At 63.6% G+C, this 22,030-nt stretch carries 24 protein-coding genes; 7 read left to right on the top strand and 17 right to left on the bottom strand.

Annotated elements, in window-relative coordinates:
* The first annotated feature begins 215 nt into the window (after positions 1-215).
* Together DSC91_RS36250 and DSC91_RS36245 are read left to right on the top strand one after the other, a co-directional pair.
* Positions 216-1,847: an oleate hydratase gene (locus DSC91_RS36250; RefSeq protein WP_115783252.1), complete on the top strand. Its 1,632-nt coding sequence runs from the start codon at positions 216-218 to the stop codon at positions 1,845-1,847.
* Positions 1,848-1,932: 85 nt separating this feature from the next.
* Positions 1,933-2,082: a hypothetical protein gene (locus tag DSC91_RS36245; RefSeq protein ID WP_162831426.1), complete on the top strand. Its 150-nt coding sequence runs from the start codon at positions 1,933-1,935 to the stop codon at positions 2,080-2,082.
* Positions 2,083-2,094: 12 nt separating this feature from the next.
* On the opposite strand, the gene DSC91_RS36240 is transcribed toward DSC91_RS36245, so the two are convergent.
* Positions 2,095-2,610 (bottom strand): flavodoxin family protein, encoded by a 516-nt coding sequence (locus tag DSC91_RS36240; protein ID WP_115783250.1) that lies wholly within the window; start codon positions 2,608-2,610, stop codon positions 2,095-2,097.
* A 220-nt stretch (positions 2,611-2,830) separates the two neighbouring features.
* Here DSC91_RS36240 and DSC91_RS36235 point away from each other — a divergent pair, with 220 nt between their 5' ends.
* From DSC91_RS36235 to fnr, 5 genes are all read left to right on the top strand, one after another.
* Complete coding sequence (locus tag DSC91_RS36235) at positions 2,831-3,643, top strand: universal stress protein (RefSeq protein WP_115783249.1); 813 nt, start codon at positions 2,831-2,833, stop codon at positions 3,641-3,643.
* A gap of 271 nt (positions 3,644-3,914) precedes the next feature.
* Complete coding sequence (locus tag DSC91_RS36230; RefSeq protein WP_115783248.1) at positions 3,915-5,261, top strand: sensor histidine kinase; 1,347 nt, start codon at positions 3,915-3,917, stop codon at positions 5,259-5,261.
* Positions 5,258-5,908, top strand: a complete 651-nt coding sequence (locus DSC91_RS36225) for a response regulator (RefSeq protein WP_115783247.1) — start codon at positions 5,258-5,260, stop codon at positions 5,906-5,908. The genes DSC91_RS36230 and DSC91_RS36225 overlap by 4 nt, the downstream gene beginning before the upstream one ends.
* A 225-nt stretch (positions 5,909-6,133) precedes the next feature.
* Positions 6,134-6,565 (top strand): response regulator, encoded by a 432-nt coding sequence (locus DSC91_RS36220; RefSeq protein WP_115783246.1) that lies wholly within the window; start codon positions 6,134-6,136, stop codon positions 6,563-6,565.
* Positions 6,558-7,346, top strand: a complete 789-nt coding sequence (fnr, locus tag DSC91_RS36215) for a fumarate/nitrate reduction transcriptional regulator Fnr (protein WP_115783245.1) — start codon at positions 6,558-6,560, stop codon at positions 7,344-7,346. Before DSC91_RS36220 ends, fnr begins: the two co-directional genes overlap by 8 nt.
* Positions 7,347-7,447: 101 nt before the next feature.
* On the opposite strand, the gene DSC91_RS36210 is transcribed toward fnr, so the two are convergent.
* From DSC91_RS36210 to DSC91_RS36135, 16 genes are all read right to left on the bottom strand, one after another.
* Positions 7,448-8,137, bottom strand: a complete 690-nt coding sequence (locus tag DSC91_RS36210) for a GntR family transcriptional regulator (RefSeq protein WP_115783647.1) — start codon at positions 8,135-8,137, stop codon at positions 7,448-7,450.
* Between the two features lie 17 nt (positions 8,138-8,154).
* Positions 8,155-9,246: an ABC transporter ATP-binding protein gene (locus DSC91_RS36205; RefSeq protein ID WP_115783244.1), complete on the bottom strand. Its 1,092-nt coding sequence runs from the start codon at positions 9,244-9,246 to the stop codon at positions 8,155-8,157.
* A 16-nt stretch (positions 9,247-9,262) separates the two neighbouring features.
* A complete protein-coding gene (locus DSC91_RS36200; RefSeq protein ID WP_115783243.1) occupies positions 9,263-10,057 on the bottom strand; it encodes an ABC transporter permease in 795 nt (264 codons plus the stop codon).
* An 86-nt stretch (positions 10,058-10,143) separates the two neighbouring features.
* Positions 10,144-11,028: an ABC transporter permease gene (locus DSC91_RS36195; protein WP_115783242.1), complete on the bottom strand. Its 885-nt coding sequence runs from the start codon at positions 11,026-11,028 to the stop codon at positions 10,144-10,146.
* 50 nt (positions 11,029-11,078) lie between these two features.
* Entirely contained in the window at positions 11,079-12,110 is a 1,032-nt protein-coding gene (locus DSC91_RS36190; RefSeq protein ID WP_115783241.1) for an ABC transporter substrate-binding protein, read from the bottom strand.
* A gap of 73 nt (positions 12,111-12,183) precedes the next feature.
* A complete protein-coding gene (locus DSC91_RS36185; protein ID WP_115783240.1) occupies positions 12,184-12,498 on the bottom strand; it encodes an NIPSNAP family protein in 315 nt (104 codons plus the stop codon).
* A 29-nt stretch (positions 12,499-12,527) separates the two neighbouring features.
* Positions 12,528-14,000 (bottom strand): aldehyde dehydrogenase, encoded by a 1,473-nt coding sequence (locus DSC91_RS36180; protein ID WP_115783239.1) that lies wholly within the window; start codon positions 13,998-14,000, stop codon positions 12,528-12,530.
* A gap of 39 nt (positions 14,001-14,039) precedes the next feature.
* Positions 14,040-15,083 carry an LLM class flavin-dependent oxidoreductase gene (locus DSC91_RS36175; protein WP_115783238.1) on the bottom strand — a complete coding sequence of 348 codons (1,044 nt, stop codon included), beginning with the start codon at positions 15,081-15,083 and terminating at the stop codon, positions 14,040-14,042.
* Positions 15,084-15,201: 118 nt separating this feature from the next.
* Positions 15,202-16,158 carry a flavin reductase gene (locus DSC91_RS36170; RefSeq protein WP_115783237.1) on the bottom strand — a complete coding sequence of 319 codons (957 nt, stop codon included), beginning with the start codon at positions 16,156-16,158 and terminating at the stop codon, positions 15,202-15,204.
* Positions 16,151-17,017 carry an alpha/beta fold hydrolase gene (locus DSC91_RS36165; protein ID WP_115783236.1) on the bottom strand — a complete coding sequence of 289 codons (867 nt, stop codon included), beginning with the start codon at positions 17,015-17,017 and terminating at the stop codon, positions 16,151-16,153. Before DSC91_RS36165 ends, DSC91_RS36170 begins: the two co-directional genes overlap by 8 nt.
* Positions 17,007-17,594 (bottom strand): amino acid synthesis family protein, encoded by a 588-nt coding sequence (locus DSC91_RS36160; RefSeq protein WP_115783235.1) that lies wholly within the window; start codon positions 17,592-17,594, stop codon positions 17,007-17,009. The genes DSC91_RS36165 and DSC91_RS36160 overlap by 11 nt, the downstream gene beginning before the upstream one ends.
* 283 nt (positions 17,595-17,877) lie before the next feature.
* Positions 17,878-18,564 (bottom strand): GntR family transcriptional regulator, encoded by a 687-nt coding sequence (locus tag DSC91_RS36155; protein ID WP_162831523.1) that lies wholly within the window; start codon positions 18,562-18,564, stop codon positions 17,878-17,880.
* Between the two features lie 177 nt (positions 18,565-18,741).
* A complete protein-coding gene (locus DSC91_RS36150; protein WP_115783234.1) occupies positions 18,742-18,945 on the bottom strand; it encodes a hypothetical protein in 204 nt (67 codons plus the stop codon).
* Between the two features lie 45 nt (positions 18,946-18,990).
* On the bottom strand, positions 18,991-20,304 hold the full coding sequence (locus DSC91_RS36145; RefSeq protein ID WP_115783233.1) for an MFS transporter: 1,314 nt from the start codon (positions 20,302-20,304) through the stop codon (positions 18,991-18,993).
* A 78-nt stretch (positions 20,305-20,382) separates the two neighbouring features.
* A complete protein-coding gene (locus DSC91_RS36140) occupies positions 20,383-21,165 on the bottom strand; it encodes a sugar phosphate isomerase/epimerase family protein (protein WP_115783232.1) in 783 nt (260 codons plus the stop codon).
* 30 nt (positions 21,166-21,195) lie between these two features.
* Positions 21,196-22,029: a shikimate dehydrogenase family protein gene (locus DSC91_RS36135; protein WP_115783231.1), complete on the bottom strand. Its 834-nt coding sequence runs from the start codon at positions 22,027-22,029 to the stop codon at positions 21,196-21,198.
* Position 22,030 lies beyond the last annotated feature (1 nt).

Genomic DNA, 22,030 nt, shown 5'->3' with positions numbered 1-22,030 from the left:
GCATCCGCCCGTTTGAACGCGACCGTGCCGGTAACGGCCGCGCTCGCCTGCTGGGGCGTGTGAATCCAGTACTACGCTCTTGCCAAACCTGCGTGTGAATCACTCGTGCTGCACAGGCGATCCCAGTCGCACCCCATTGATCCAACTCAACGAGCCGCCCCTCTGTGCGGGTATGGTCGATACGTCCACGGCCATCACCTTACGGAAACCATCACATGAACAATTCCGCATACCCTGGCGTGCCTCCGGTCACGGATCAGGCGCGTGGCGAGGCGCTCGCATCCGGCCATTTCTATCTCGTCGGCGGCGGCATAGCGTCGCTGGCGGCCGCCGCGTTTCTGATTCGCGACGCCAATATGCCCGGCTGCCGCATCACGATTCTCGAAGCACTCGACAAACCGGGCGGCAGCCTCGACGGCGCCGGTACGCCGCAGGAAGGCTATGTCGTGCGCGGCGGCCGCATGCTAGAGAGCAAGTATCTGTGCACTTACGATCTGTTCGACTCGATTCCTGCGCTCGACGGCCGCAGCAGCGTCACAAAAGAGATTTTCGAGTGGAACGAGACGATCCGCACCTCGTCCAAAGCGCGGCTCGTGCGCAATGGCCGCCGTGAAGACACGCCGCCTTACGGGCTCGCCGACACGCACCTGCTCACGCTCGGCCGTCTTTCTCTGGAACCGGAAGCGCTGCTCGGCGACAGCCGGATTTCCGACCATTTCGAGCCGGACTTCTTCGAGACCAACTTCTGGATCATGTGGTGCACGACGTTCGCTTTCCAGCCCTGGCATTGCGCGGCCGAATTCAGGCGCTATCTGCTGCGTTTCGCGCATATGACGCCGGGTTTCAACCAGTTGCATGGCATCATGCGCACGGTCTACAACCAGTACGATTCGATGGTGCGGCCGCTGCGCAAATGGCTCGACGAACACGGTGTGAGATTTCGCACCGGCACGCGGGTCGTCGATCTGCGCTTTGACGAAAGCGGCGCATTGAACCGGGTTGCGGGCATTGTCTGCGAACACGAAAACCGTCGCATCGAGATTACCGTCAGTGAACCGGACAAGGTTATCGTCACGCTCGGCTCGATGACGGCAGGCTCGAGCCTCGGCGGCACGAATCGCCCTGCCGTGCTCAATCACGACGACAGCAGCGGCGCGTGGGCACTCTGGAAAACCATCGCGGCAGGCCGAACCGAATTCGGACATCCCTCCGTTTTTGCCGATCATGTCGACGAATCCACATGGCTCTCTTTTACCGCGACGCTGCATGATCCGACGCTGTTCAGCCAGATCCGCGATCTGACCGGCAACGTGCCCGGCGAAGGCGGCCTGATCACCTTCCCGCAATCGAACTGGCTTGCCTCGATCGTGTTGCCGCACCAGCCGCATTTCATCGGCCAGCCGAAGGACGTCGAGGTGTTCTGGGGCTATGGCCTCTTCGTCGACCGGCCGGGCAATTTCGTCGGCAAGCCGATGGCGGAATGTACGGGCCGCGAAATCATGACGGAGCTTCTCGGTCATCTGCACGTTCAGGCTGAAGCATCGCGTATTCTCGACGACGCGATTTGCATTCCGTGCCTGATGCCCTTCATCACCAGCCAGTTCCTGCGGCGCAGGCACGGCGACCGGCCGCACGTCATACCGGAAGGCTGGGCAAACCTCGCGTTCGTCGGACAGTTTTGCGAGTTGCCGAACGACGTGGTGTTCACCGTCGAATATTCGGTTCGCTCCGCGCAGACCGCTGTGTACACGCTGCTCGGTCTGAACCGCTCCGCGCCGGCGGTGTACAAAGGTCAGCACGATCCGCGCGTGGTGTACGGCGCGGCTTCTGCGTTGCGCAGCCACTAACAGACAAATACGGGCAATTCACATTTCGCGCCGTGTGCCAGCGGCCTTACGCGCCGTTCGGCACGCGTGCGGCATCGACCGTCACATGATGACAGTGTGCTTCGTGTTCGCCACGCTGCTGCTGCAGATCCTCGTGCCCTACCATCGCTCCGCAAGCCGGCCGCTCCTCGCGCTCGGTTCAATCGCGGCTGCGGTGATGGGCGTGGCAGCGGCCATGATGCTGCTGCCGGTCTGAACGCGGTGCAGATCAGCAGGCCCATTCCAGCGCCTTATAGTGAGCGAGATGACGTTTCAGCGTACTCACGAAAAGCGCCAGCGACACGGCCGCCACACCGCGCTGCACTTCGGCGGCGCTCACCTTGCATTGTGCAACCGGCGCTCTTCCGGCCAGCATGCGCATTTCCTCAAAGGCGGATTGACTGCCGAGGCCGCCGCAAGTGCAAAAGAACGCGACATGCCTGAACTTCATCTGGTTCTCGAGCAGATACGCGCGGATTGGCGCCGACACCGAACCCGCCCATACGGGGGTGCCCACCACGACAAGGTCGTACTGCGCGGTATCCCGCCCTGCCGGGACAATCTCAGCCGGCCGCTTGCGCCACGAGTCGATCAGACAGCGTATATACCCCGAGGCTCCGCGCCGCTCGGTGAAATCGCAGATTTCTTCGAGATCGGCGGACAGCATCCCGGCAAGCGTGGATGCAAGCATGTGCGTGGTGCCGGTGCGGGAAAAGAAAACGACTAGAACGCGGGGTTCGGACATGACTCGCTCCTCCGGAGGAAACGCATCGGCGCAAGCACTGCCGCAGCGCATGTCAGGGAGCATAGGCGGCAAGGAGCCTTAGGGCATGACCCAGGTCAAACACCGCGTTCACGTGCGGCGCCACAGCCGACGTTGATCTACATCAACGAGGCCGCCGCCATCGTTCCTAGACTCAAGCTCACTTATCCGAGCGTCACCGTCCCTTCCAGGAGCGACTGTCATGATCCATCTCGACACCAGCCCGAACGCCCATCCGCGGCTCGAAATCGCGCTGCGGCTGGCCAAACAGTTCGGCGCCCATCTGACCGGCGCGTTCGCCGTGTTCAGCCCGGATCCGCGCTCGCTCTACGTGATGGCCGGGACCGCGGCGTACTACCAGGAGCATCAAGCGAGGCGCGCGGAGCGGCGTGCGGCGCTCGAACGGCTGTTTCACGCCGAACTCCGGCGCGCCGACGTGCAAGGCGAATGGATCGCCATCGACGAACCCGCCAGTCTCGCCGTTCCGCGCTTGGGACGCTGCGCCGACCTGATCGTAGCCGGCCAGGACAACCCGGGAGATCCGGAGTCGTATGTCGGCGATTTTTTCCCGGAAAACCTGATTCTGACCAGCGGCCGCCCGGTATTGCTGGTGCCCTTTGCGAGCAACGAAAGGTCGACAGGCGGCCGCATTCTGGTCGCGTGGGACGGCAGCCGCGAAGCCACGCGCGCCGTGCACGACGCCTTGCCGTTCATGCGCGCGGCGCAAAGCACCACGATCCTCACCGTCAACGGCCTGGACGAGCACGCCCGCATTCCCGGCGCGGACATCGCTACCGTGCTTGCGCGGCATGGCGTGCGTGTCGAGGTCGCCGATATCGAAACGGGACCGGGCGGCTCGGTCGGCGAGGTGCTGCTCTCGCAGGTGGCCGACCGCGGCGCCGATCTGCTGGTGATGGGCGGCTATGGCCATGCCCGCTGGCGCGAACTGGTGATGGGAGGCGCCACGCGCACGATTCTCAAGTCGATGACCGTGCCGGTGCTGATGTCGCATTGAGTGGCGCGTCGATACCGGGCCAGCACGTCGGCACCCGTCCCAACGGGATGAGCAAGCCGTTCGCCCGCGCGGCGCCTCGGCACTGGCACGACTGCGTCGTTTCACGGACAATTAGCGCAAATACACGCCGTCCGCGCGGTGTTTCCCCGGCCTGCGGCTACGCCGCCCCGATGAATCCCCCAGGAGCAGACGTGTTCGCCATGCGCGGCGCCGCCCCGACGTTGTCAGGCGGCGCCGATCCTCATTGCCAGCTACCCCGGAAGAGGCGCACATGCCCGTCAGCGGTAAGACGTCCACGCCGCACCGCACCGCGTTACGCAAGCGCCTGGGCTCGTTGCCGGCACGGCCCGCCTACGCGGCTGCGGCAGCGTTCGTTGCGACGCTTGCCGTCATGCTGGCAGCGCGGCGCTGGTTCGACCCAGCTTCGTTCATGTGCGTCGGCGCCGCCTTTCTTCTGGCGGCAGGCACGTTCGTGTTCATGCGCGGAGTTCGCGCCGGCGCTTGCGCAGGTGGCGAGGCAAACGCCGGGATCAGCCAGTCCGGCGTGGATGAAACCCGCATGATGGCGATCATCCGCTCCTCGATGGAAGCGATTATCACCATCGACGAACAGCATCGGATTGTCATCTTCAATCCGATGGCGGAACAGGTCTTCGGCTGCTCTGCCATGGACGCGATTGGCACGCCGCTCGCCCGCTTCATCCCGGAGCGGTTCCGCTCGGCGCACGCGCGGCATGTCGAGCAATTCGGCGTAACCGGCGTGTCGGACCGCCGGATGGGCAAGCAGCGCGTGCTTTCGGGCCTGCGCGCCAATGGCGAGGAATTCCCGCTCGAAGCCTCGATCTCACAGATCCGCGACGGCGACACCCGCCTGTACACGGTGATGCTGCGCGACATTACAGAACGCGTCAAAGCAGAGCAAGCGCAGCAGCAGGCGCGTGAGGAATTGCGCGAACTGTCGGCCAATCTGCAGAAGATTCGTGAAGACGAAAAAACGCGCATTGCACGCGAGCTGCACGACGACCTGGGCCAGCAACTCACCGCGCTGAAAATGGACATCTCGTCGGTCGAACAGGCGTTGGACGCGCCGACCGGCGCGCCGCTGCGTGAACAGTTGCAAGGCATGCGCAGACTGATTGACGCAACCGTGGCCTCGGTCCGCCGCATCGCGGCCGATCTGCGGCCGGTCATGCTCGACGACCTCGGACTGATTCCCGCGATCGAATGGCTCGTGACCGATTTCACTAACCGCTACGGCATCGACGTGGAGCGTGCTATCGAAACCGGCGACGCGCGCTTCAGCCCGGCAGGCGCCACCGCGCTGTTCCGGATCGTGCAGGAGGCGCTGACCAATGTGGCGCGCCACGCCGATGCAACGCTGGTCATGCTCAGCCTGCGCGCTGCCAATCGATCCTTCGTCCTGCGCATTGCCGACAATGGCCAAGGCGCGCATCAGGCAGCCGAGCCGGCGGGCAAGTCGTTCGGCCTGCTTGGCGTTCGCGAACGCGCGCACATGCTCGGCGGCACGGTCGAGATTCGTAGCGGGCACGGTGAAGGTTTCGTGCTGACAGTCACTATTCCGGCGGAGACCGTGCAAATTCAGGAAATGCAGACATGACCCGCGTCCTGATTGCCGACGACCACGCGCTGGTGCGCGACGGACTGCGCCACATCCTGCGCAGCGCGAGCGGCTTCGAAGTGACCGGCGAAGCGAGCGACAGCGCCAGCACCGTCGCGCTGATCCGCGCCCAGCCCGCCGACGTGCTGGTGCTCGACCTGTCGATGCCCGGGCGCAACGGTGTCGAGTTAATCAAGCAGATCAAGGAAGAAAAGCCGGCGCTGCGCATTCTCGTACTGACCATGCACGCCGAGCAGCAATATGCGGTGCGTGCGTTCAAGGCCGGTGCGTCCGGCTACCTGACGAAGGAAAGCGCCAGCGCCGAACTCGTGGCGGCCGTCACCAAGGTCGCCGCCGGCGGTGTCTACGTGAGCCTCGCGATGGCCGAACGGTTCGCGCAAAGCCTCAACGAACCTGCCGATCAGCTGCCGCACCAGCGTCTGTCCGATCGGGAATTCGACGTGCTGAAGCGTCTTGCCGCCGGTCAGACGATCACGGAGATCGCGGCCGAACTGTGCGTGAGCAGCAAGACCGTCAGCACATACAAAACACGCATTCTCGAAAAAATGCAGATGCCTCACGAAGCCGCGCTGGTGCGCTACGCGATACGGCACAAACTGGTCAGCGACGAAGAAGACGGCATGTAGACCGATTTGCGTCCCTGCGCCGGCGGGCTGGGACGCTGGCGAATCCCGGGGCCGCACGATCTCCTCGCCTGACAGACCGCACAGACTGCACGCGGCGCATTCCGGGGACTCCCTGATCTGCTTCATTGTGCTGTAGGAAATACCCTACAAACCTTCCCACTCGCCTACTCGAAGCTCATTCCGCGCCGATTTCATTTTGAGACAGCGCGGCCGATACTTCGAGCCATGAACTCAAACACTGCCTGCCCCGCCCTGCGTGTTTTTCTCGTCGACGATGCCGTATTGGTGTTGCGCCGTATGGCCGCGCTGTTCGGCGCACTCGACGGCGTGGAGATCGTCGGCGAAGCCGAAGAGCCCGGTGCGGCATTCGCGGGCATCGACAGGAGCGCGGCCGATCTGGTCGTGACGGAGCTGCATCTGAGCGGCGGCACCGGCATGGAACTGTTGGCCTTGCTTGCACAAAATAAGCCGCATGTGATCGTCATGGTGCTGACGAATCATTCAGGTGCCTGGTTCCGGCGCGCATGCCTGACGAGTGGCGCCCACTACTTTTTTGACAAGACCAGCGAATTCGATCTCGCGCGAAACACGATCCAGCGAATTGCCTGTGAACATCGCACTCGCCCCTTTCTACAATCAGGAGCACATCATGTCTGACGTCGCCGCCTATTCCGTCATCGCGCCCGCGCTGATCCGCCCGCCGGCATCGGCCGCCGCCGCGCAAATGCCGCTGAGTGCAGGCGCGCCGCGCAAGGACGTGCGGCGTTGCTCGGCCTGCTCGATGCGCTCGATCTGCATGCCGCAAGGCCTGACACCCGAGGAATTGCAAGGGATCGAATCGCTGATTTGCCCGTCGCGGACCATCAAACAGGGCGAGACGATCTATCGCGCGAACGACTCGTTCCAGAGCATCTATGCCGTGCGCGCAGGCTCATTCAAGACCGTCGTCATGCATCGCGACGGCCGCGAGCATGTCACCGGCTTCCATCTCGCCGGCGACTCGCTGGGTCTGGACGGCGTATGCTCCGGCCACCATAGTTGCGATGCCGTGGCGCTCGAGGACAGCAAGGTCTGCATCATTCCGTTTCATCTGCTCGAGGCCATGTGCCGCGAAGTCAAAGCGGTCCAACAGCATGTGCACCGGATGATGGGTGGCGAGATCGTGCGCGAGTCGTCGCAGATGATGCTGCTCGGCACAATGTCCGCCGAACAGCGTGTGGCGACATTCCTGCTGAACCTGTCGGACCGCCTGAGAATGCGCGGCTATTCGCCAGCCGAATTTCACCTGCGCATGACACGCGAGGAAATTGGCAGCTATCTGGGGATCAAACTCGAAACCGTGAGCCGGATGCTCTCCAGATTCCAGCGCGACGGGTTGCTCGACACACACGGCAAGGACATCCGGATTCTCGATCACGACGGCCTTGCGCGGGTTTGAAGCGCGCCCGGCTCACAGCCGGAAACACCGCGATCGTGAGGCGACGCTGACCATGGAGCCGGTCACGCTAACGGATGGCGAGCACTGCCGCACCTGTCAGCCTATGCCTCCCCCAAAACCTGCTGCAGCAATTGCGCCGCAATATCCGCGACCCTGGCCACATGAGCTATAGCCGCATCGCGCGCCCGCTGCGCGTCGTGCGCGCGGATCGCATCGAGAATACAGTTCATCTCCTGCACGGCCTGTCGGCCACGGTCGTCGGAGGCGATCGTCATGGCGCGCAAGCGGTTTATCCGCGCATTGAGCGTCTGCACTATTTCCCACGACACGTTCTTGCCGCCGCCACGGAACATTGCCTCGTAAAACGCGGTCGTGAGCTCACGTACCGTCTGATGTGCGTGGACTTCGAACGCCTGCTGGATGCTCGCAATGTACCCGGCCAGCAGCGCGATCACCGCATCGTCCGCATGCTGCGCGCAAGCCATCGCTGCATCGCCTTCCAGCAGCGCGCGAATCTGGTAGATTTCCGCGGCCGTATCGGCATCCAGCCGCGCGACGATCGGCCCCTGATTCGGTATCGAATCGACCAGCCCTTCCGTCTCCAGATGCCGCAAAACCTCGCGCACGACGGTCCGGCTCACACCCAGTTCCTCACACAGCGAACGCTCGACCAGCCGTTCACCCGGACGAAAATGCGCCTCCAGAATCGCGGTGCGTATTTTCTCGAGCGCGAGTTCACGCAACGTCGTGGTGCGGCGTTCGACTTTCAGCGAAGGCAAAGCGTCGTTCATGGTGTGCATCGCCGTGCTCATGCCTGAGCGAACAGCCGCACATCGCGCGTGTCCCAATCGACGAGTGCCTGCGTGCCGACCGACAACCCACTGTCATGGCGATGTCCCGCCGGCATGCGAATCGAAATCTCCTGCTGCCAGGGTGTCGCGACGGCGTAATGCATCGCGTCGCCGAGATACGTGATATCGCGCACGGTGACGGGCAAACCCGCCGCGCTGTCTGCGTTGCGCAGCGCATGAATGCGCATCTGCTCCGGGCGGATCATCAGCGTGCCTTCGTCGCCCGCCGTGAGCACCGGGTTGAAGCTGCCCGAGCTCACCGTATGGCCGTTCGGGAACACGCCGTTCATGCGGCCGTCGTTGTTCGACGTCACCCGCACCGGCAGGAAATTCGAGTTGCCGATAAAGCTCGCGACGAAACGCGACGCCGGATTTGCATACAGCTCCTCGCCGGTGCCGACCTGCTCGATACGCCCTTTGTTGAACACGGCGATGCGATCCGACAGCCGCAACGCCTCCTCCTGATCGTGCGTCACATACAGAATCGTGACGCCCGTCTCCTGATGAATGCGGCGCAATTCGAGCTGGATTTCCTCGCGCAGTTTCTTGTCGAGCGCGGAGAGCGGTTCGTCCATCAGCAGCACGGGCGGATCATAGGCGAGCGCGCGGGCAATCGCGACGCGTTGCTGCTGCCCGCCCGACAATTGCGCGGGCATCCGGTCGCGGCACTCGGACAGATGCACGAGCTTGAGCATCTGTTCGACCTTGGCCTTCACTTCGGCGTCAGGACGGCGGCGCACGCGCAACGGAAAGGCGATGTTCTCGCCCACTGTCAGGTGCGGAAACAGCGTATAGCGCTGAAACACCATGCCGATGTGGCGCTTGTTCGGCGCGACCGAGAGCAGCGGCTTGCCGTCGAGCAGCACGCGCCCTTCGCTCGGTTCCTGGAAGCCCGCGACGATATAGAGCGTGGTGCTCTTGCCTGAGCCGGACGGCCCGAGAAAGGTCATGAACTCGCCCTTGCGGACATCGAGCGACACCTGGTCGATGGCGACGACGTCGTCGTAGGTCTTGCGCAGCCGCTGGATTTGCAGGAATGCAGAAGTCATGGCTCATTTACCCCGGTTATCGTACGCGGCGCAGCAAGGCGCCAGCCAGCATCAATACGGTCGTCAATCCGACCAGCAGCGAAGACGCCGCCGCCACGACAGGCGTCAGGTCTTGCCGCAGCGTGGCCCAGATGCGCACAGGCAGCGTCTGCAAGGTCGGGCTCGACATGAAGATCGACACCACCACTTCGTCCCACGACGCGAGGAACGAGAAGATCGCGGCGGCAAAGAGGCCGAGGCGGATCGCGGGCAACGTGACGCGCAACTTCACTTCCAGCGGCGATGCACCGCAGATCAGCGCCGCATCTTCGAGCGCCGTGTCGAAGCTCGACAGCGAGTTGCTGATCGAGATGATCGAAAACGGCAGCGCGATGATCAGATGGCCGATCACGAAACCCGTCATCGTGCCGTTCAGGCCAATGCGCAGAAAGAACGCGTACAGCGCGACGGCCAGCACCACGACCGGCAGCACCATCGGCGTGAGGAAGAACGCTTGCACGGCGTTGAGTCCGCGAAACCTGCCGCGCACGAGTGCCAGCGAAGCGAGAAAACCGATCAGCACCGACAGCACCGTGACGATTGCCGCGAGCTTCGCGCTCGTCAGCAGCGAGTCGATCCAGCCGGCGTCGGTGAAAAGCTGGCGGTACCACTCCAGCGTCCAACCCGGCGGCGGAAAGATCAGCCATTGCGAATCGCCGAACGACAGCGCGACGATGAACACGATCGGCAGCAGGAGAAATAGCGCAACGGCGGCGCCGACGGCGAGCAACATATAGCGCAGCGCGCCCAGACGATCGAAATCGAGCAGCATGTCAGTCCTCCCGCCGGGCGGCCTTGAGGCAGGCCGCGGCCCCCTCATGAGGCATTGAACAGAGTGAGCGTGGGGCTTGTTTCATCTCAGCGGCCTCCCGGATTGGCGCGCGCACTGCCCGTGAAGCGCAGTTGCAGCGTGTACAGCGCGAGCGTCACGGCGAGCAGCACGAAGGCGGCCGCACCGGCGAGGCCCCAGTTCAGCAGTTGCTGCACGAGCTGGGCGATGAGTTCCGCGAGCATCATGTACTGCGCGCCGCCGAGCAGTGCGGGCGTGACGAAGTAGCCGAGCGCCATCACGAACACCATCAACGCGCCCGAGGCGATGCCCGGCATCGCAAGCGGCACCAGCACGCGCCAGAATGCCTGCCAACGGCTCGCGCCGCAGATCGCGGCGGCACGCAAGGTCGACGGATCGATACTGCGCAGCGTCGCGTGCAGCGGCATCACCAGGAACGGCAGCATGATGTAGGTCATGCCGATGGTCACGCCGATCAGGTTGTTGACGAGTGTCAGCGGCTCGCTGATCACGCCGAGCGCCATCAGGAGACGGTTGATCGGCCCGGTCTGTTGCAGCAGTACCATCCAGGCGAACGTGCGCGCCAGCAGGTTGGTCCACATGGAAAGCAGCAGGATCGCGAACAGCAGCGAACTCAGCTTGCGTGGCGCGATGGCGAGCAGCCATGCGGTCGGGAATCCGATCGCGAGGGTCGCCAGCGTCACGACCGTCGCGACCAGAAACGTATTGCCGAACACGCGCAGATAGGTCGTCGAGCCGAGCAGTTGTGCGTAGTTGCTCAGCCCCGGCGTCGGTTCGAGCACACTGCGCAACAGCAGCGACAGCACCGGCAACAGAAAGAAGATCACCAGCAGCAACAACGCGGGCGCGAGCAGGCGGATGCTGCGCCAGTCGCGGCGCCGGCGCGTGGCCGTCGCGGGGGGATGCGCGACGGTACTCAGAACATCAGGCATGGTGTCTCCCATCCACTCCGATTGCTACACAGCGCTCACGTGCCGCACGCTTATTTCGACTGCCACGCATACCAGCGCTTGGCGATCGCATCGCGGTTCTCGGCCCAGTACTTCATGTCGAGATCGATCTGCGAGGACTTGTACTGATCGGGCAGCGTCCTGGCAACGGCGGGCGACATCAGCGCGGCCGACTTCACGTTGATCGGTGCATAGCCGGTATCCGTCGCGAACTTTGCCTGCGCCTGCGCGCTCGTGGCGGCGGCGAGGTATTTCATTGCCTCGGCCTTGTGCTTCGCGCCCTTCGGAATCACCAGCATGTCGGCGGCCGTCAGGTTCTGGTTCCACGAAATGCCGACCGGCACGCCGGTCTGTTCGAGCGCATGCAAACGGCCGTTCCAGAACATGCCGACGGGCGCCTCGCCCGACGCGAGCAGTTGCTGCGACTGCGCGCCGCCGCTCCACCAGACGATATCGCCCTTGATCGTGTCGAGTTTCCTGAACGCGCGGTCGAGGTCGAGCGGATAGAGCTTGTTGGGCGCCACGCCGTCGGCGAGCAGCGCGATTTCGAGCACGCCGGGTGCCGACCATTTATAGAACGTGCGCTTGCCGGGGAATTTCTTCGTGTCGAACAGATCGGCCCAGGTGGTTGGCTGCGCGCCCGTGTACTTCGCCTTGTTGTAGCCGAGCACGAACGAGTAATAGAAGCTGCCCACCGCATCCGGCGTGGCGAAGCGCGGATCCAGGTCGTCTTTCTTGACGACCGAATAGTCGATCGGCTCAATCAACCCTGCCTGCTGCGCGGCGTAGGCAAAATCGCCTTCCACGTCGACAACATCCCAGTTCACATTGCCGCTGTCGACCATCGCCTTGAGCTTGCCGTAGTCCGTCGGGCCATCCATCAGCACGTTGACGCCGGTCGCCTGCGTGAACGGCTGCGCCCAGTTTTTCTGTTGCGACGATTGCGTGGTGCCGCCCCAGCTCGTGAAGACAATCGGGTCCGCGGCAAGGACCGGCGCCGCCGCAAACGTCGCTGCGCAGAGCGCAATCAGCGGGGCGATAAACGTGATGCTTCTGCTGCTCATGTCAATCTCCAGGGAAACGTGTGTATCGGGTGGTTATCGAAACAACGGATACGGCGGCCAGTCGAACGCTCTCTCAGGCAAGCGGCGAAAAACGCGCTGGCTTCATGATTCTGTTTTCCATCTCTTCCATCAACGCCTGAATCTTCGGCGCGAAAACCTGCCACGCGCGATCTTCAGCGAGCGCGGCACGGCGTCGTTCGCGTTCGTCGAGACTCGGATAGGCCCAGATATGCACGATCTGGTTCTGCGGTCCGATCTCCGAAAAGAAGTAGCCGACCAGTTGACCCAGATACCGCTTCTGCAACTCGATGCCCTCTTCCTCCACGAGTTTCAGATAGGCGGGCACGGCGCCCGTCCTGATGCGATAGGTGCGGATTTCGTAGAACATGCGTGCTCCCGGTTGCGAGTGTTGACGGCTTAGCGCATCACGAACGGATCGGCGATCGGCTCGTCCGAGGTCCGGATCCACACGGACTTCGTGCGCGTGTACTCGAGCACCGCTTCCATGCCGCCTTCGCGGCCGAGGCCGGACAGGCCGTAGCCGCCGAACGGTACGATCGGCGACACCGCGCGATACGTGTTGACCCATACGATGCCGGCGCGCAAAGCGCGCGTGAGCCGATGCGCGCGCGTCAGGTCGCGCGTGAACACGCCGGATGCGAGGCCATAACGTGTGTCGTTGGCGAGCGCGACGGCATCGGCTTCGGTATCGAACGTGACGACGCTCAGCACCGGTCCGAACAGTTCTTCCATCACGCTCGGCACCTGCGGGTTCGCGCAGTCGACGATGGTCGGCAAAAAGTAGTTGCCCTGCCCTGCACCGTCCGGTTGCTTGCCGCCGGTGAGAATGCGTCCACCCGCTTCGACGCTCGCGCGCAGCACTTTCTCGATGTGTTCAAGTTGACGGCGGGTGGCGAGCGGTCCCATCTCGGTGGCCATGTCCTGCGGATTGCCGATGCGAATCGCCTGCGCCTTCGCGACGAGCTTCTCGATCAGCGCATCGTGAATACCGCGTTGCACGACGAGACGCGAACCGGCGACGCAGCTTTGTCCCGTCGCCGCGAAAATGCCCGCGATGACGGCGTTGCAGGCGCTGTCGAGATCGGCGTCGTCGAACACCAGCACGGGCGACTTACCGCCGAGTTCCAGCGACATCGCCGCGAGGTTCTCCGCCGAATTGCGCACCACGTGACGCGCCGTTTCCGGTCCGCCGGTGAACGCGATGCGCGACACCAGCGGATGACTCGTCAGCGTGCGCCCGCAATCGTTGCCGAAGCCGGTCACGATATTGACGACGCCTTTCGGAAAGCCCGCTTCGTGTACCAGCCGCGCGAATTCGAGCAACGGTGCAGGTCCCTCTTCCGACGCCTTGAGGACGATCGTGCAACCCGCGGCGAGCGCGGGACCGAGCTTCACCGCCGACAGAAACAACTGCGAATTCCACGGCACGATGCCCGCGACCACACCCACGGGCTCGCGCCGCAGCGTGACTTCCATATCGGGTTTGTCGACCGGCAGCCACGCGCCCTGAATCTTGTCCGCGAGGCCCGCGTAATAGCGGTAGTACTCCGCCACGTAGCCGATCTGGCTGCGCGTCTCGCGGATGATCTTGCCCGTGTCCCGGGTTTCGAGTTCCGCCAGACGCGGCGCATGTTGCGCGACGAGATCGGCGAGTTGGTAGAGCAGCTTGCCGCGCGCGCTTGCCGTGAGATTCGCCCATGCGGGATCGTTGAGCGCGCGATGCGCCGCACGCACCGCACGGTCGACGTCGTCCGCGCCGGCGGCAGGCATGCTCGCCCATACGTCGCCCGTCGAGGGATCGATGCTGTCGAAATGCTCGCGCGGATCTTCGAACGCACCGTCGATGTATTGCTGGAACCGCTGGACCATGTCAGCCACTCCGTGGAGTTAACAACAAAGGCGTACGCGTCAGCGCGCGTCGAATGCAGGCATCACGTCGGAAATGAACAGCTCCAGCGACTTGCGCTTGCGCTCGAAGCTCATATGGCTGTCGAGCCAGAAGCTGTACTGGTCGTAGCCGAGTTCCTCATAGCCCTTGAGGCGCGCGATCACCTGCTTCGGCTCGCCGATCACCAGATTCTTGCGAATCGCTTCGGACGAGTACTGCGGGAACATCTCGACGTCGGCATCCGTCAGCGGCTCGATGAAGCCCTGCTCGACCGGCCGCTCGTTCTTGAACCATTTGCTGAAGTAGCGATAAAAGCGCGCGAGGTCTTCCACCGCCGCATCCACTTCGGCGGCATCCGCACCGACGAATGTGTGCATCAGCATCATCACCTGCGGACGCGGCACCTCGGGATGCGCCGCACACGCGGCGTTGAAGCGCTCCATCAGGCTCACGACTTCGGCGTCGCCCTGCGCCAGCGACGTGACTTGCACGTTGCAGCCATTCGCAATGGCGAACGCATGCGAGTTCGGGTCGCGTGCGGCGAGCCACATCGGCGGATGCGGTTGCTGGATGGGACGCGGCACGGGCGTCGACGCGGGCCATGACCAGAACTCGCCCTGATGCGCGTAATCGCCCTTGAAGAGCTTGCGCAGCGCGGGCACCAGTTCACGCATGCGCGCACCGGCGCCCATCGCATCGAGGCCCGGCAACAGACGCTCATATTCGAACGAGTACGCACCGCGTGCGATACCCAGATCGAGCCGCCCGTTGCTCGCGACGTCGACCATACCCGCCTCGCCCGCCAGCGCGATCGGATGCCAGAACGGCGCGATCACGGTGCCCGTGCCCAGACGAATGCGTTCCGTCTTCGCGGCCAGATACGACAGATTGACGAAAGGATTCGGCGCGATCGTGAATTCCATCGCGTGATGCTCGCCGATCCACGCTGTTTCGAAACCACCGCGCTCGGCGATCTGCACCAGCTCGGTCATCTGGTCGAACAGTTCGCGATGCGACGTGGTGGTGTCGTACCGCTCCATATGCAGAAACAACGAAAACTTCATGATGATTCCTCTCCCGTGTCGACCGGAGTTCGTGCCTTGGCACTGACTCCGGTGCCGTGCTGCGGGCCGCGCGTGGTGCGCGACTGGATTCGTCGGCGGATTGAACCGTGCTATGCACTCAATGCGCGAGCGCGAGCGTCTGCACCTTGCCGGCTTCCGTGTCGCCGACATAGATGCCGAACGCGTCTTCGCTGCGCTCGCGCACGTAACGTTCGAGCATGGAGCGCACCGCGTCGTCGCGCAGTTCATGCCACGGAATCTGCGCCAGCGGGACGATGCGGATCGTGCTGTCGATCCACGCCGCGCCGCTGTCGATCACGCGGCCGCGATAGTAGATTTGTACACTCGACGCCGGCCCGCTGCCCGATTCGAATACGGCAAAGATAAAGTCGAGATGCGCTTCGAGGCCAAGCTTCGCCAGCACGCCGCGCAGGCTCGCCGCGTCGCTCGCGGGTTCCAGCTTGATGCCGGTCGGCAACTGCAGGCCCTTCGGCGTATCCAGCAGCACGAGTCCGTCGCGGTGTTCGAGAATCGCGCCCACTTGCGCGCGCGAACCGGCCGCCGCCAATGCGTCCTGCGACAGACTGAAGTTCACATAGGCGCCGCGGCAATAACCAAGCGGCGACGAGCTGGTATGAAGAAAGTCGACTACGCGCCCGATCAGAATGATGTGATCGCCGGCATCGACGACTTCGTGCGTCGTGCAATCGAAAGTGGCCGCCGCGCCGTCCATCACGGGTGCGCCCGTGGCGCGCGTCTGCCAGGCGACCTGCGCGAACTTGTCCGCCGCTTTCGAGGCGAACACGCCGGACACGGCCTTCTGATCCTCGGCCAGCACGCTCACGGCGAAGTGGCGTGTCTGCGAAAACACTTCATAGCTTGATGCGGTCTTCGCGATGCACACGAGAATCAGCGGCGGATCGAGCGACACCGACGTGAACGAGTTGGCCGTGAAACCGCGCGGCGAGCCGTCCGGCTGAATCGTCGTGACAACCGTCACGCCCGTCACGAATGCGCCGAGTGCACGACGGAATTCGACCGGGTCGAAGGCCTGTCCAATGGTCTGCTCAGTCATGACGTTCTCCGTTGATCGATTCATGCGCCGCTTCCTGAGCCGACGCTTCGGCGAGGAAGCCAAGCAGCCGTTCATTGACGCCCTCGGGATCGGTGACGTTCATCATGTGCCGCTCGTTCGCGATGATCTCCGCGCGGCCGAACGGGGCGACCGCCGCCATCGCACGCGACATCGCGGGACTCGAATTCGGATCGCACTCGCCCGTGAGAAACAGCGCGGGCACGGCGAGGCTGGCGAGACGGCCGACGTGCGCATCGTCCGAGCTGGCGAAGAGCCGGTAGGTGCGCGCGTAGCCGACGGGATCGACGGACAGCAGCAGCCCGCGCACGGCTTGCGCCGCCTGGGTCAGATGACCCGGAACCGGGTCGCCGAACCAGCGTGACAGCGTGGCGTCGACCCCCGTATCCAGGGGCGCGTCGCCGAGCGTCGCGGCGCGCGTCATCACGGCTTCGCGCTGCGCCGGTGTGCGGTCGTACACCGCGTTCAACGCGACGACGCTCAACGTGCGTTGTGGATGCGTCAGCGCAAATTCGAGTGCGACGAGCGCGCCCATCGAGTGTCCGACCACGTGTGCGCGTTCGATCCGCATCGCGTCGAGCAGCAACTTCAGTTGCGCCGCGTATTCGTCGAGCGTCGGCGCGGCGCTCGGCAGCACGCTGTCGCCGTGGCCGAGCATGTCGTACACGATGACCTGGTAGCGTGTGCTCAAGGCTCCGATCTGCGGCGACCAGACGCTCTGGTTCATCCCCACGCCGTGGATCAGCACGACCGTGGCGCGCGCTTCTTCCGAGCGCGGCGCGTAGACGCTGTAGCTCGTGCCCAGCGCCTCGCCACACCCGGACGCGAGTTCAGGCCTCATGGGACTCGAGCTCCTTCAGGTCCTGATAACGGTCGCCGATGCGGTGATGCGGACGGCCGCCGATCGACGCGCCGAGCGCGATGACCAGTTCGTCGGGCCCAGGCGCATCGACGATCGAAAACTGCACGGTCAGGTAGTGCGAGCGCATGCCCTCGTCGTGCTTGTGCATCAGCGGAATCGAGATCGGGCAGTTCGGGCCGCCGCGCAGATTCGTGAAGCTCAGATAGCTCTTCGCGCCGACCGCGTTGCGGTAGTGGTTGCCGAAGCGCAGCGTGTGAATCAGCGCCGACGCGTGCTCGATTTCGCCCGATGTGCCGACGATCGCCGCCTTGCCGTAGCCTTCGACCGCATCGCCGGAACCGGCCACGCGCAGCACTTCCGCCGTCAGCATTTCGCCGAGTTGCGGCGCCAGCGCGTGAATTTCGGGCTTCAGGTCTTCGACGAAGCCCCGCCCCGCCCACGGGTTACGCAACACGGCCGCCGCGCCGAACAGCTTTAGGGGCCGCGCCGCCTCCTTGCCGCCTTCAATGAAAGTCTCTTCGACGTAAGTGACCAGCTTGCGCACTTCCAGCTTCATATCGTTCTCCTGTCGGGGGCCGAGGCCGTGAATGTCGTTCGTTGAGATTATGGTATTCCATCTTATGGCCCACACCAAGCGAATCAATATTATGGAATACCACGATGTGGCGCATAGCATTTCAGGCATGTTTTCGGCTAACGGCGCAAGCCGATTCATGCTTTTGCGGCGCAACATACCGGCGGCGGGATTTGTCAGGAAAGACGGCGGCGACGGCAGACCGGCAAAACAAAAGGCCGCCGGGATGACCGGCGGCCTTTGTGGGAACGGGCGGAACGGCGGCTCAGGCGTCGCCGGCCGGCTCGCTTTGCTGCGCGAGCGCGCTCAACGCCAGTTCGGCGGTGCGCTTGATGTGCGCGGCCGATGCGCGCGACGCCGCATCGCCGTCGCGCCGCTCGATCGCGTCGAGCAGCGTGTTCATCTCGAGATTGGACTCCCCGCCGCGCCCCGGCGTGGCAATAGTGAGCGCGCGCAGCCGGTTGATCCGCGCGTTCAGCGTCTTGACGACGGCCAGCGATACGCGCTTTTGCGCGCCCTCGAACATCGCCTCGTAGAAACGCTCGGTGTAGTCGAGCACGCGCGGCAGGTCCTGTTTCTCGAACGCCTCTTCGATCACCGCGCGGATCTCGCGCAAGCGCCGCACGAGTTCGGGCGTCGATTGCTCGGCGCACGCGCGTGCGGCATTGGCTTCGAGCAGGCCGCGCAGCTCGTAGATTTCACCGACCTGTTCAGGATCGAGCCGGGCGACGATCGGCCCCTGGCGCGCGACGATCTCCACGAGCCCTTCCGTCTCCAGATGCCGCAACACTTCGCGCACGACAGTGCGGCTTACGCCGAGTTCGTCGCACAGCGTGCGTTCGACGAGCCGCGCGCCTGGCCGGAAATACCCTTGCACTATCGCGCCGCGCAGCTTGTCCAGCGTGAGTTCGCGCAGGGTCTTGGCATTGCGGTCGATTCTGAGGTCTGACATGAGCGGTAAAAAGAGAAATGGACGATGGCTGTACCGCGTGCCCGATACCCTGAAGCACGCGAACTGGAATGCCATATTATCGTCCATCCCTCCTTCATGCCATGAAGCGCATGTAGCCTCGGCAGTTGCGAAGGCTGTGGGCACCGATAGCGGCTGGATGCGTCGTGTCTGAGCCACTCAGGTTCGAGCCTGCAGAGACATCTCGATGCCGCCATTGAGATACTCATCCCTTGCTGCCGGCGGATTGACAAGACCGATACCCATGCCCGCGCGCACCATCGCGCACACCGACGAGCCAAGGCTTGCTTCAGCAATGATGTGTCTCGGTACATGCTGAGCTGCGTCACACATCGTCATATCGACGACGGTGAGATCGAGCACGCTGCCGCTGCGTTTGCCCAGGTCTCCTCACCGCGTTGCTACGCCTCAGGGGTGAACGGCTTCCGCGACAGCCGGTTGTGTAGAGCGGCGCGCGCCGATGAAAAGCAGCGCCGCGAGCACGACGACACCGCTCAGCAGCATTAGCCCCGCCACGCTCGAACCGAAGCTCGCGTCCGCCCATGCCTTCACGTTCGGTGAGACGAAGTTGCCGATGTTGCCGATCGTGTTCACCATCGCGACGCCGGATACGACCGCCATGCCGCCAAGATAGTTGGTAAGCAGCGACCAGAAGATGGGCTGGACCGCCCACAGCCCCGCCACTGCGAAACACAACGCGATCATCGAGATCAGCGGCGATGGGCCCGCCGAGACAAACATCGCAATCGCGGCGATCAGGAGACTCGCGCAGCCGAAGAGCACCAACCGTTCGCGGCGTGCGGCCAGTCTCGGCACGGCGAACGTCGCAATGAGCGCGCAGGTCCACGGAATCGCGACGACGAAGCCCACCAGCGCGTTCGGCCCCGTGCCGAGCAGCTTCCCAACGAACGTCGGAAGATAGAACACCGCCACTGATACGCCCATCTGGATCAGGAAAAAAATGAGGCCGAAGTACAACACCGTGCGATCCGTGAGCGCGGCGCCTACACTGTGCGGTCCGTGTGAGACCTTCGCGGACTGCTCTGCCTCGAGCACAGCGACCAGCGTGTGTTTCTCATCGTCATCGAGCCACCTGGCATCGGCCGGTCTGTCGTCCAGATAGAAGTACGCCCACACACCGACAGCAGTCGCCGCAAGTCCTTCGAGCATGAACATCCACTGATAGCCGTGCAGCCCGAGCACGCCATCGAAGCGCAGCAGGTAGCCGGACAGCGGTGAACCGAACACGAATGCGAGCGGCGCGCCGAAGTAGAAGAGGCCCATGATCTTCGCCCGGGCGCGGTCCGGAAACCAGTAAGTCAGGTACAGGATCACGCCGGGAAAGAAGCCCGCTTCGCACGCTCCCAGAATGAAGCGTAGTGCGTAAAAGCTCGTCGAACCCTTGACGAACATCGTCGCGGCCGACACGAGGCCCCACGTCACCATGATGCGGCACATCCAGGCACGGGCGCCCACTTTATGCATCGCGAGATTGCTCGGGATTTCGAGTAACACATACGCAATGAAAAAGATGCTGGCGCCGAACGCAAAGGCCGCGTCCGACATGCCGACTACATCGTGTAATCCCTGCTTCGCAAAGCCGACGTTGGCACGGTCGAGAAACGCGAGTACATACATTAAAAGCAAAAAAGGAATCAGGCGTTTTGTCGACCTGGCGACCGCGCGGTCAGCCGCCGTCACGTCTGAGATAGTGACATTCATGGTTGTCTCCTCCAATGAGGTTGGTCCGCTTGTACGAACCCGTGGCGGGTCTGTATCGATCCGTTGTTTATTTAGGCGTTATGCGTCGTTCCATGCCTGGCGCAGGAACGACGCGCTCTCGCGCATCGAAGCGAGTGGCTCGCCTTTAAATCCGCATTCGGCGCTGAGCAGGCCTTGATAGGTGCAGGCCTTGAGATGTCCGAAGAAAGTCGGGTAGTCATAGGCGCCAGTGCCCGGATTCAGCCGGCCAGTGTCGGCGAGATGGATGTGAGCGAGCCACGCACCGTGCTCGCGCAATGCGTCCAGCGACTCGGTTTCTTCGTCCATGTGATAGAAGTCCGCGAGGCCGCGCACTTCGGGACGGTTGAGCGACTTTGCGAGCCGCGCACCGTCCGCGACGCTGTTCACCAGGTTCGATTCCTTGCGGTTCAGCGGCTCGATCACGAGCGTCGTGCCGCTGCCCTCAAGCGTGTCGGCGCACCATGCAAGCGTTGTCAGGAATTCGTCCTCTGCCTGAGCCTGCGTCCAGCCCTCGGGGATATTGCGCGTCCAGCCGCTGCCGAGCACGACGACGCGGGCTCGCGCCAGCGTCAGCAGTTCCACCACCCGATCGAAGTAAGCGCGGTTGCGCCGCTCGTCCTTTTCCGGGCCGACGATGCGGGCGTCGTGCGGGAACAGATAGCTGAAGGCAAGCGCCGGCAACGGCAGTTCCTTGATGAGCGCCTTGGCATTCGCGAAAGACGCGTCGTCCTCGAGTTTCATCGGCACGAGCTGCGCTTCAATGTAGTCAAGCCCTGCTTCTTTGATCAACGCTGCGTTCTGCAGCGGGCCGCACCAGCCGAATTGGGGTGTCGTCGTCATGTCGTCTCACTGAACTTGAATTGGATTGGCTCAGTACTGCAGCTTCGCAACTGAGCGCAGCACGTCCGGCGTGGTCGTCGGAAAGCCGAAGAATTCGAGGTAAGCGGGAATCTGCTCGAAGAGCATGTCCGAGCCCACCTGGAAGCGGCAGCCGCGCGCTTGCACCGCCTTGAGGAACGCCGTCATCTCGGTCTTCATCACGACCTCGCCGACGAAGGTGTCCGGCGCGATGCGCTCCACCTCGACCGGCAACGGATCGCCGTCGTTCATGCCCATCGGTGTCGCGTTCACGACGAGGTCGTAGCCTGCCGGGTCGTTGCTGCCGGTCGTGACTTCGAGCCTCGGGTAGTGGGTCGCGAGACGCTCTTTCAAACCTTGCGCCGACTCGGCACGCGCATCGTAGAGGCCGAGCCACGCGACGCCGGCCGCGGCCAGCGAAGCAGCGATCGCCGAACCGACGCCGCCACAGCCCACCACGAGCACCCGCGCGCCTTCGAGCTTGCAGCCCTTGCGCCGCACGCCGCGCACGAAGCCTTCGCCGTCGAACATATCGCCGAGAAGACGCCCGTCCTCCGTGAGCCGCACCGCGTTGCAAGAGCCCGCGATTTTCACTGCCGGCGTGGCGTCGTCGAGCAGGCCGACGGTCGTGACCTTGTGCGGCATGGTGATGAGCGCGCCACGGATGTTTTCAAGCGAGAAAACCGAGTTGAGGAAGGCCGGGTAATGTTCGGGCTTGCAGCCCATCGGCACCACGACGGCATTGACCCCAGCGTGCTCGAAATAAGGGTTGTAGATCATCGGCGACTTGAACGCGTGCGTCGGATAGCCGATGTGGGCGACGAGCCCGGTGTTGCCATTGATCATG

It is taken from the genome of Paraburkholderia caffeinilytica, from assembly GCF_003368325.1.
GTDB lineage: Bacteria > Pseudomonadota > Gammaproteobacteria > Burkholderiales > Burkholderiaceae > Paraburkholderia > Paraburkholderia caffeinilytica.
Note: the sequence above shows the minus strand (reverse complement) of the source record. Positions and strands in the feature narration are given on the sequence as shown.

Coding starts and splice junctions, on each gene's coding strand:
- DSC91_RS36235 (WP_115783249.1), top strand. CDS start 2,831: ATGATCCATCTCGACACCAGCCCGAACGCCCATCCGCGGCTCGAAATC.
- DSC91_RS36185 (WP_115783240.1), bottom strand. CDS start 12,498: ATGTTCTACGAAATCCGCACCTATCGCATCAGGACGGGCGCCGTGCCC.
- DSC91_RS36155 (WP_162831523.1), bottom strand. CDS start 18,564: ATGTCAGACCTCAGAATCGACCGCAATGCCAAGACCCTGCGCGAACTC.
- DSC91_RS36145 (WP_115783233.1), bottom strand. CDS start 20,304: ATGAATGTCACTATCTCAGACGTGACGGCGGCTGACCGCGCGGTCGCC.
- DSC91_RS36200 (WP_115783243.1), bottom strand. CDS start 10,057: ATGCTGCTCGATTTCGATCGTCTGGGCGCGCTGCGCTATATGTTGCTC.
- DSC91_RS36245 (WP_162831426.1), top strand. CDS start 1,933: ATGATGACAGTGTGCTTCGTGTTCGCCACGCTGCTGCTGCAGATCCTC.
- DSC91_RS36180 (WP_115783239.1), bottom strand. CDS start 14,000: ATGGTCCAGCGGTTCCAGCAATACATCGACGGTGCGTTCGAAGATCCG.
- DSC91_RS36160 (WP_115783235.1), bottom strand. CDS start 17,594: ATGAAGCTGGAAGTGCGCAAGCTGGTCACTTACGTCGAAGAGACTTTC.
- DSC91_RS36175 (WP_115783238.1), bottom strand. CDS start 15,083: ATGAAGTTTTCGTTGTTTCTGCATATGGAGCGGTACGACACCACCACG.
- fnr (WP_115783245.1), top strand. CDS start 6,558: ATGTCTGACGTCGCCGCCTATTCCGTCATCGCGCCCGCGCTGATCCGC.
- DSC91_RS36140 (WP_115783232.1), bottom strand. CDS start 21,165: ATGACGACGACACCCCAATTCGGCTGGTGCGGCCCGCTGCAGAACGCA.
- DSC91_RS36165 (WP_115783236.1), bottom strand. CDS start 17,017: ATGAGGCCTGAACTCGCGTCCGGGTGTGGCGAGGCGCTGGGCACGAGC.
- DSC91_RS36190 (WP_115783241.1), bottom strand. CDS start 12,110: ATGAGCAGCAGAAGCATCACGTTTATCGCCCCGCTGATTGCGCTCTGC.
- DSC91_RS36240 (WP_115783250.1), bottom strand. CDS start 2,610: ATGTCCGAACCCCGCGTTCTAGTCGTTTTCTTTTCCCGCACCGGCACC.
- DSC91_RS36205 (WP_115783244.1), bottom strand. CDS start 9,246: ATGACTTCTGCATTCCTGCAAATCCAGCGGCTGCGCAAGACCTACGAC.
- DSC91_RS36170 (WP_115783237.1), bottom strand. CDS start 16,158: ATGACTGAGCAGACCATTGGACAGGCCTTCGACCCGGTCGAATTCCGT.
- DSC91_RS36220 (WP_115783246.1), top strand. CDS start 6,134: ATGAACTCAAACACTGCCTGCCCCGCCCTGCGTGTTTTTCTCGTCGAC.
- DSC91_RS36225 (WP_115783247.1), top strand. CDS start 5,258: ATGACCCGCGTCCTGATTGCCGACGACCACGCGCTGGTGCGCGACGGA.
- DSC91_RS36210 (WP_115783647.1), bottom strand. CDS start 8,137: ATGAACGACGCTTTGCCTTCGCTGAAAGTCGAACGCCGCACCACGACG.
- DSC91_RS36230 (WP_115783248.1), top strand. CDS start 3,915: ATGCCCGTCAGCGGTAAGACGTCCACGCCGCACCGCACCGCGTTACGC.
- DSC91_RS36250 (WP_115783252.1), top strand. CDS start 216: ATGAACAATTCCGCATACCCTGGCGTGCCTCCGGTCACGGATCAGGCG.
- DSC91_RS36195 (WP_115783242.1), bottom strand. CDS start 11,028: ATGCCTGATGTTCTGAGTACCGTCGCGCATCCCCCCGCGACGGCCACG.
- DSC91_RS36135 (WP_115783231.1), bottom strand. CDS start 22,029: ATGATCAATGGCAACACCGGGCTCGTCGCCCACATCGGCTATCCGACG.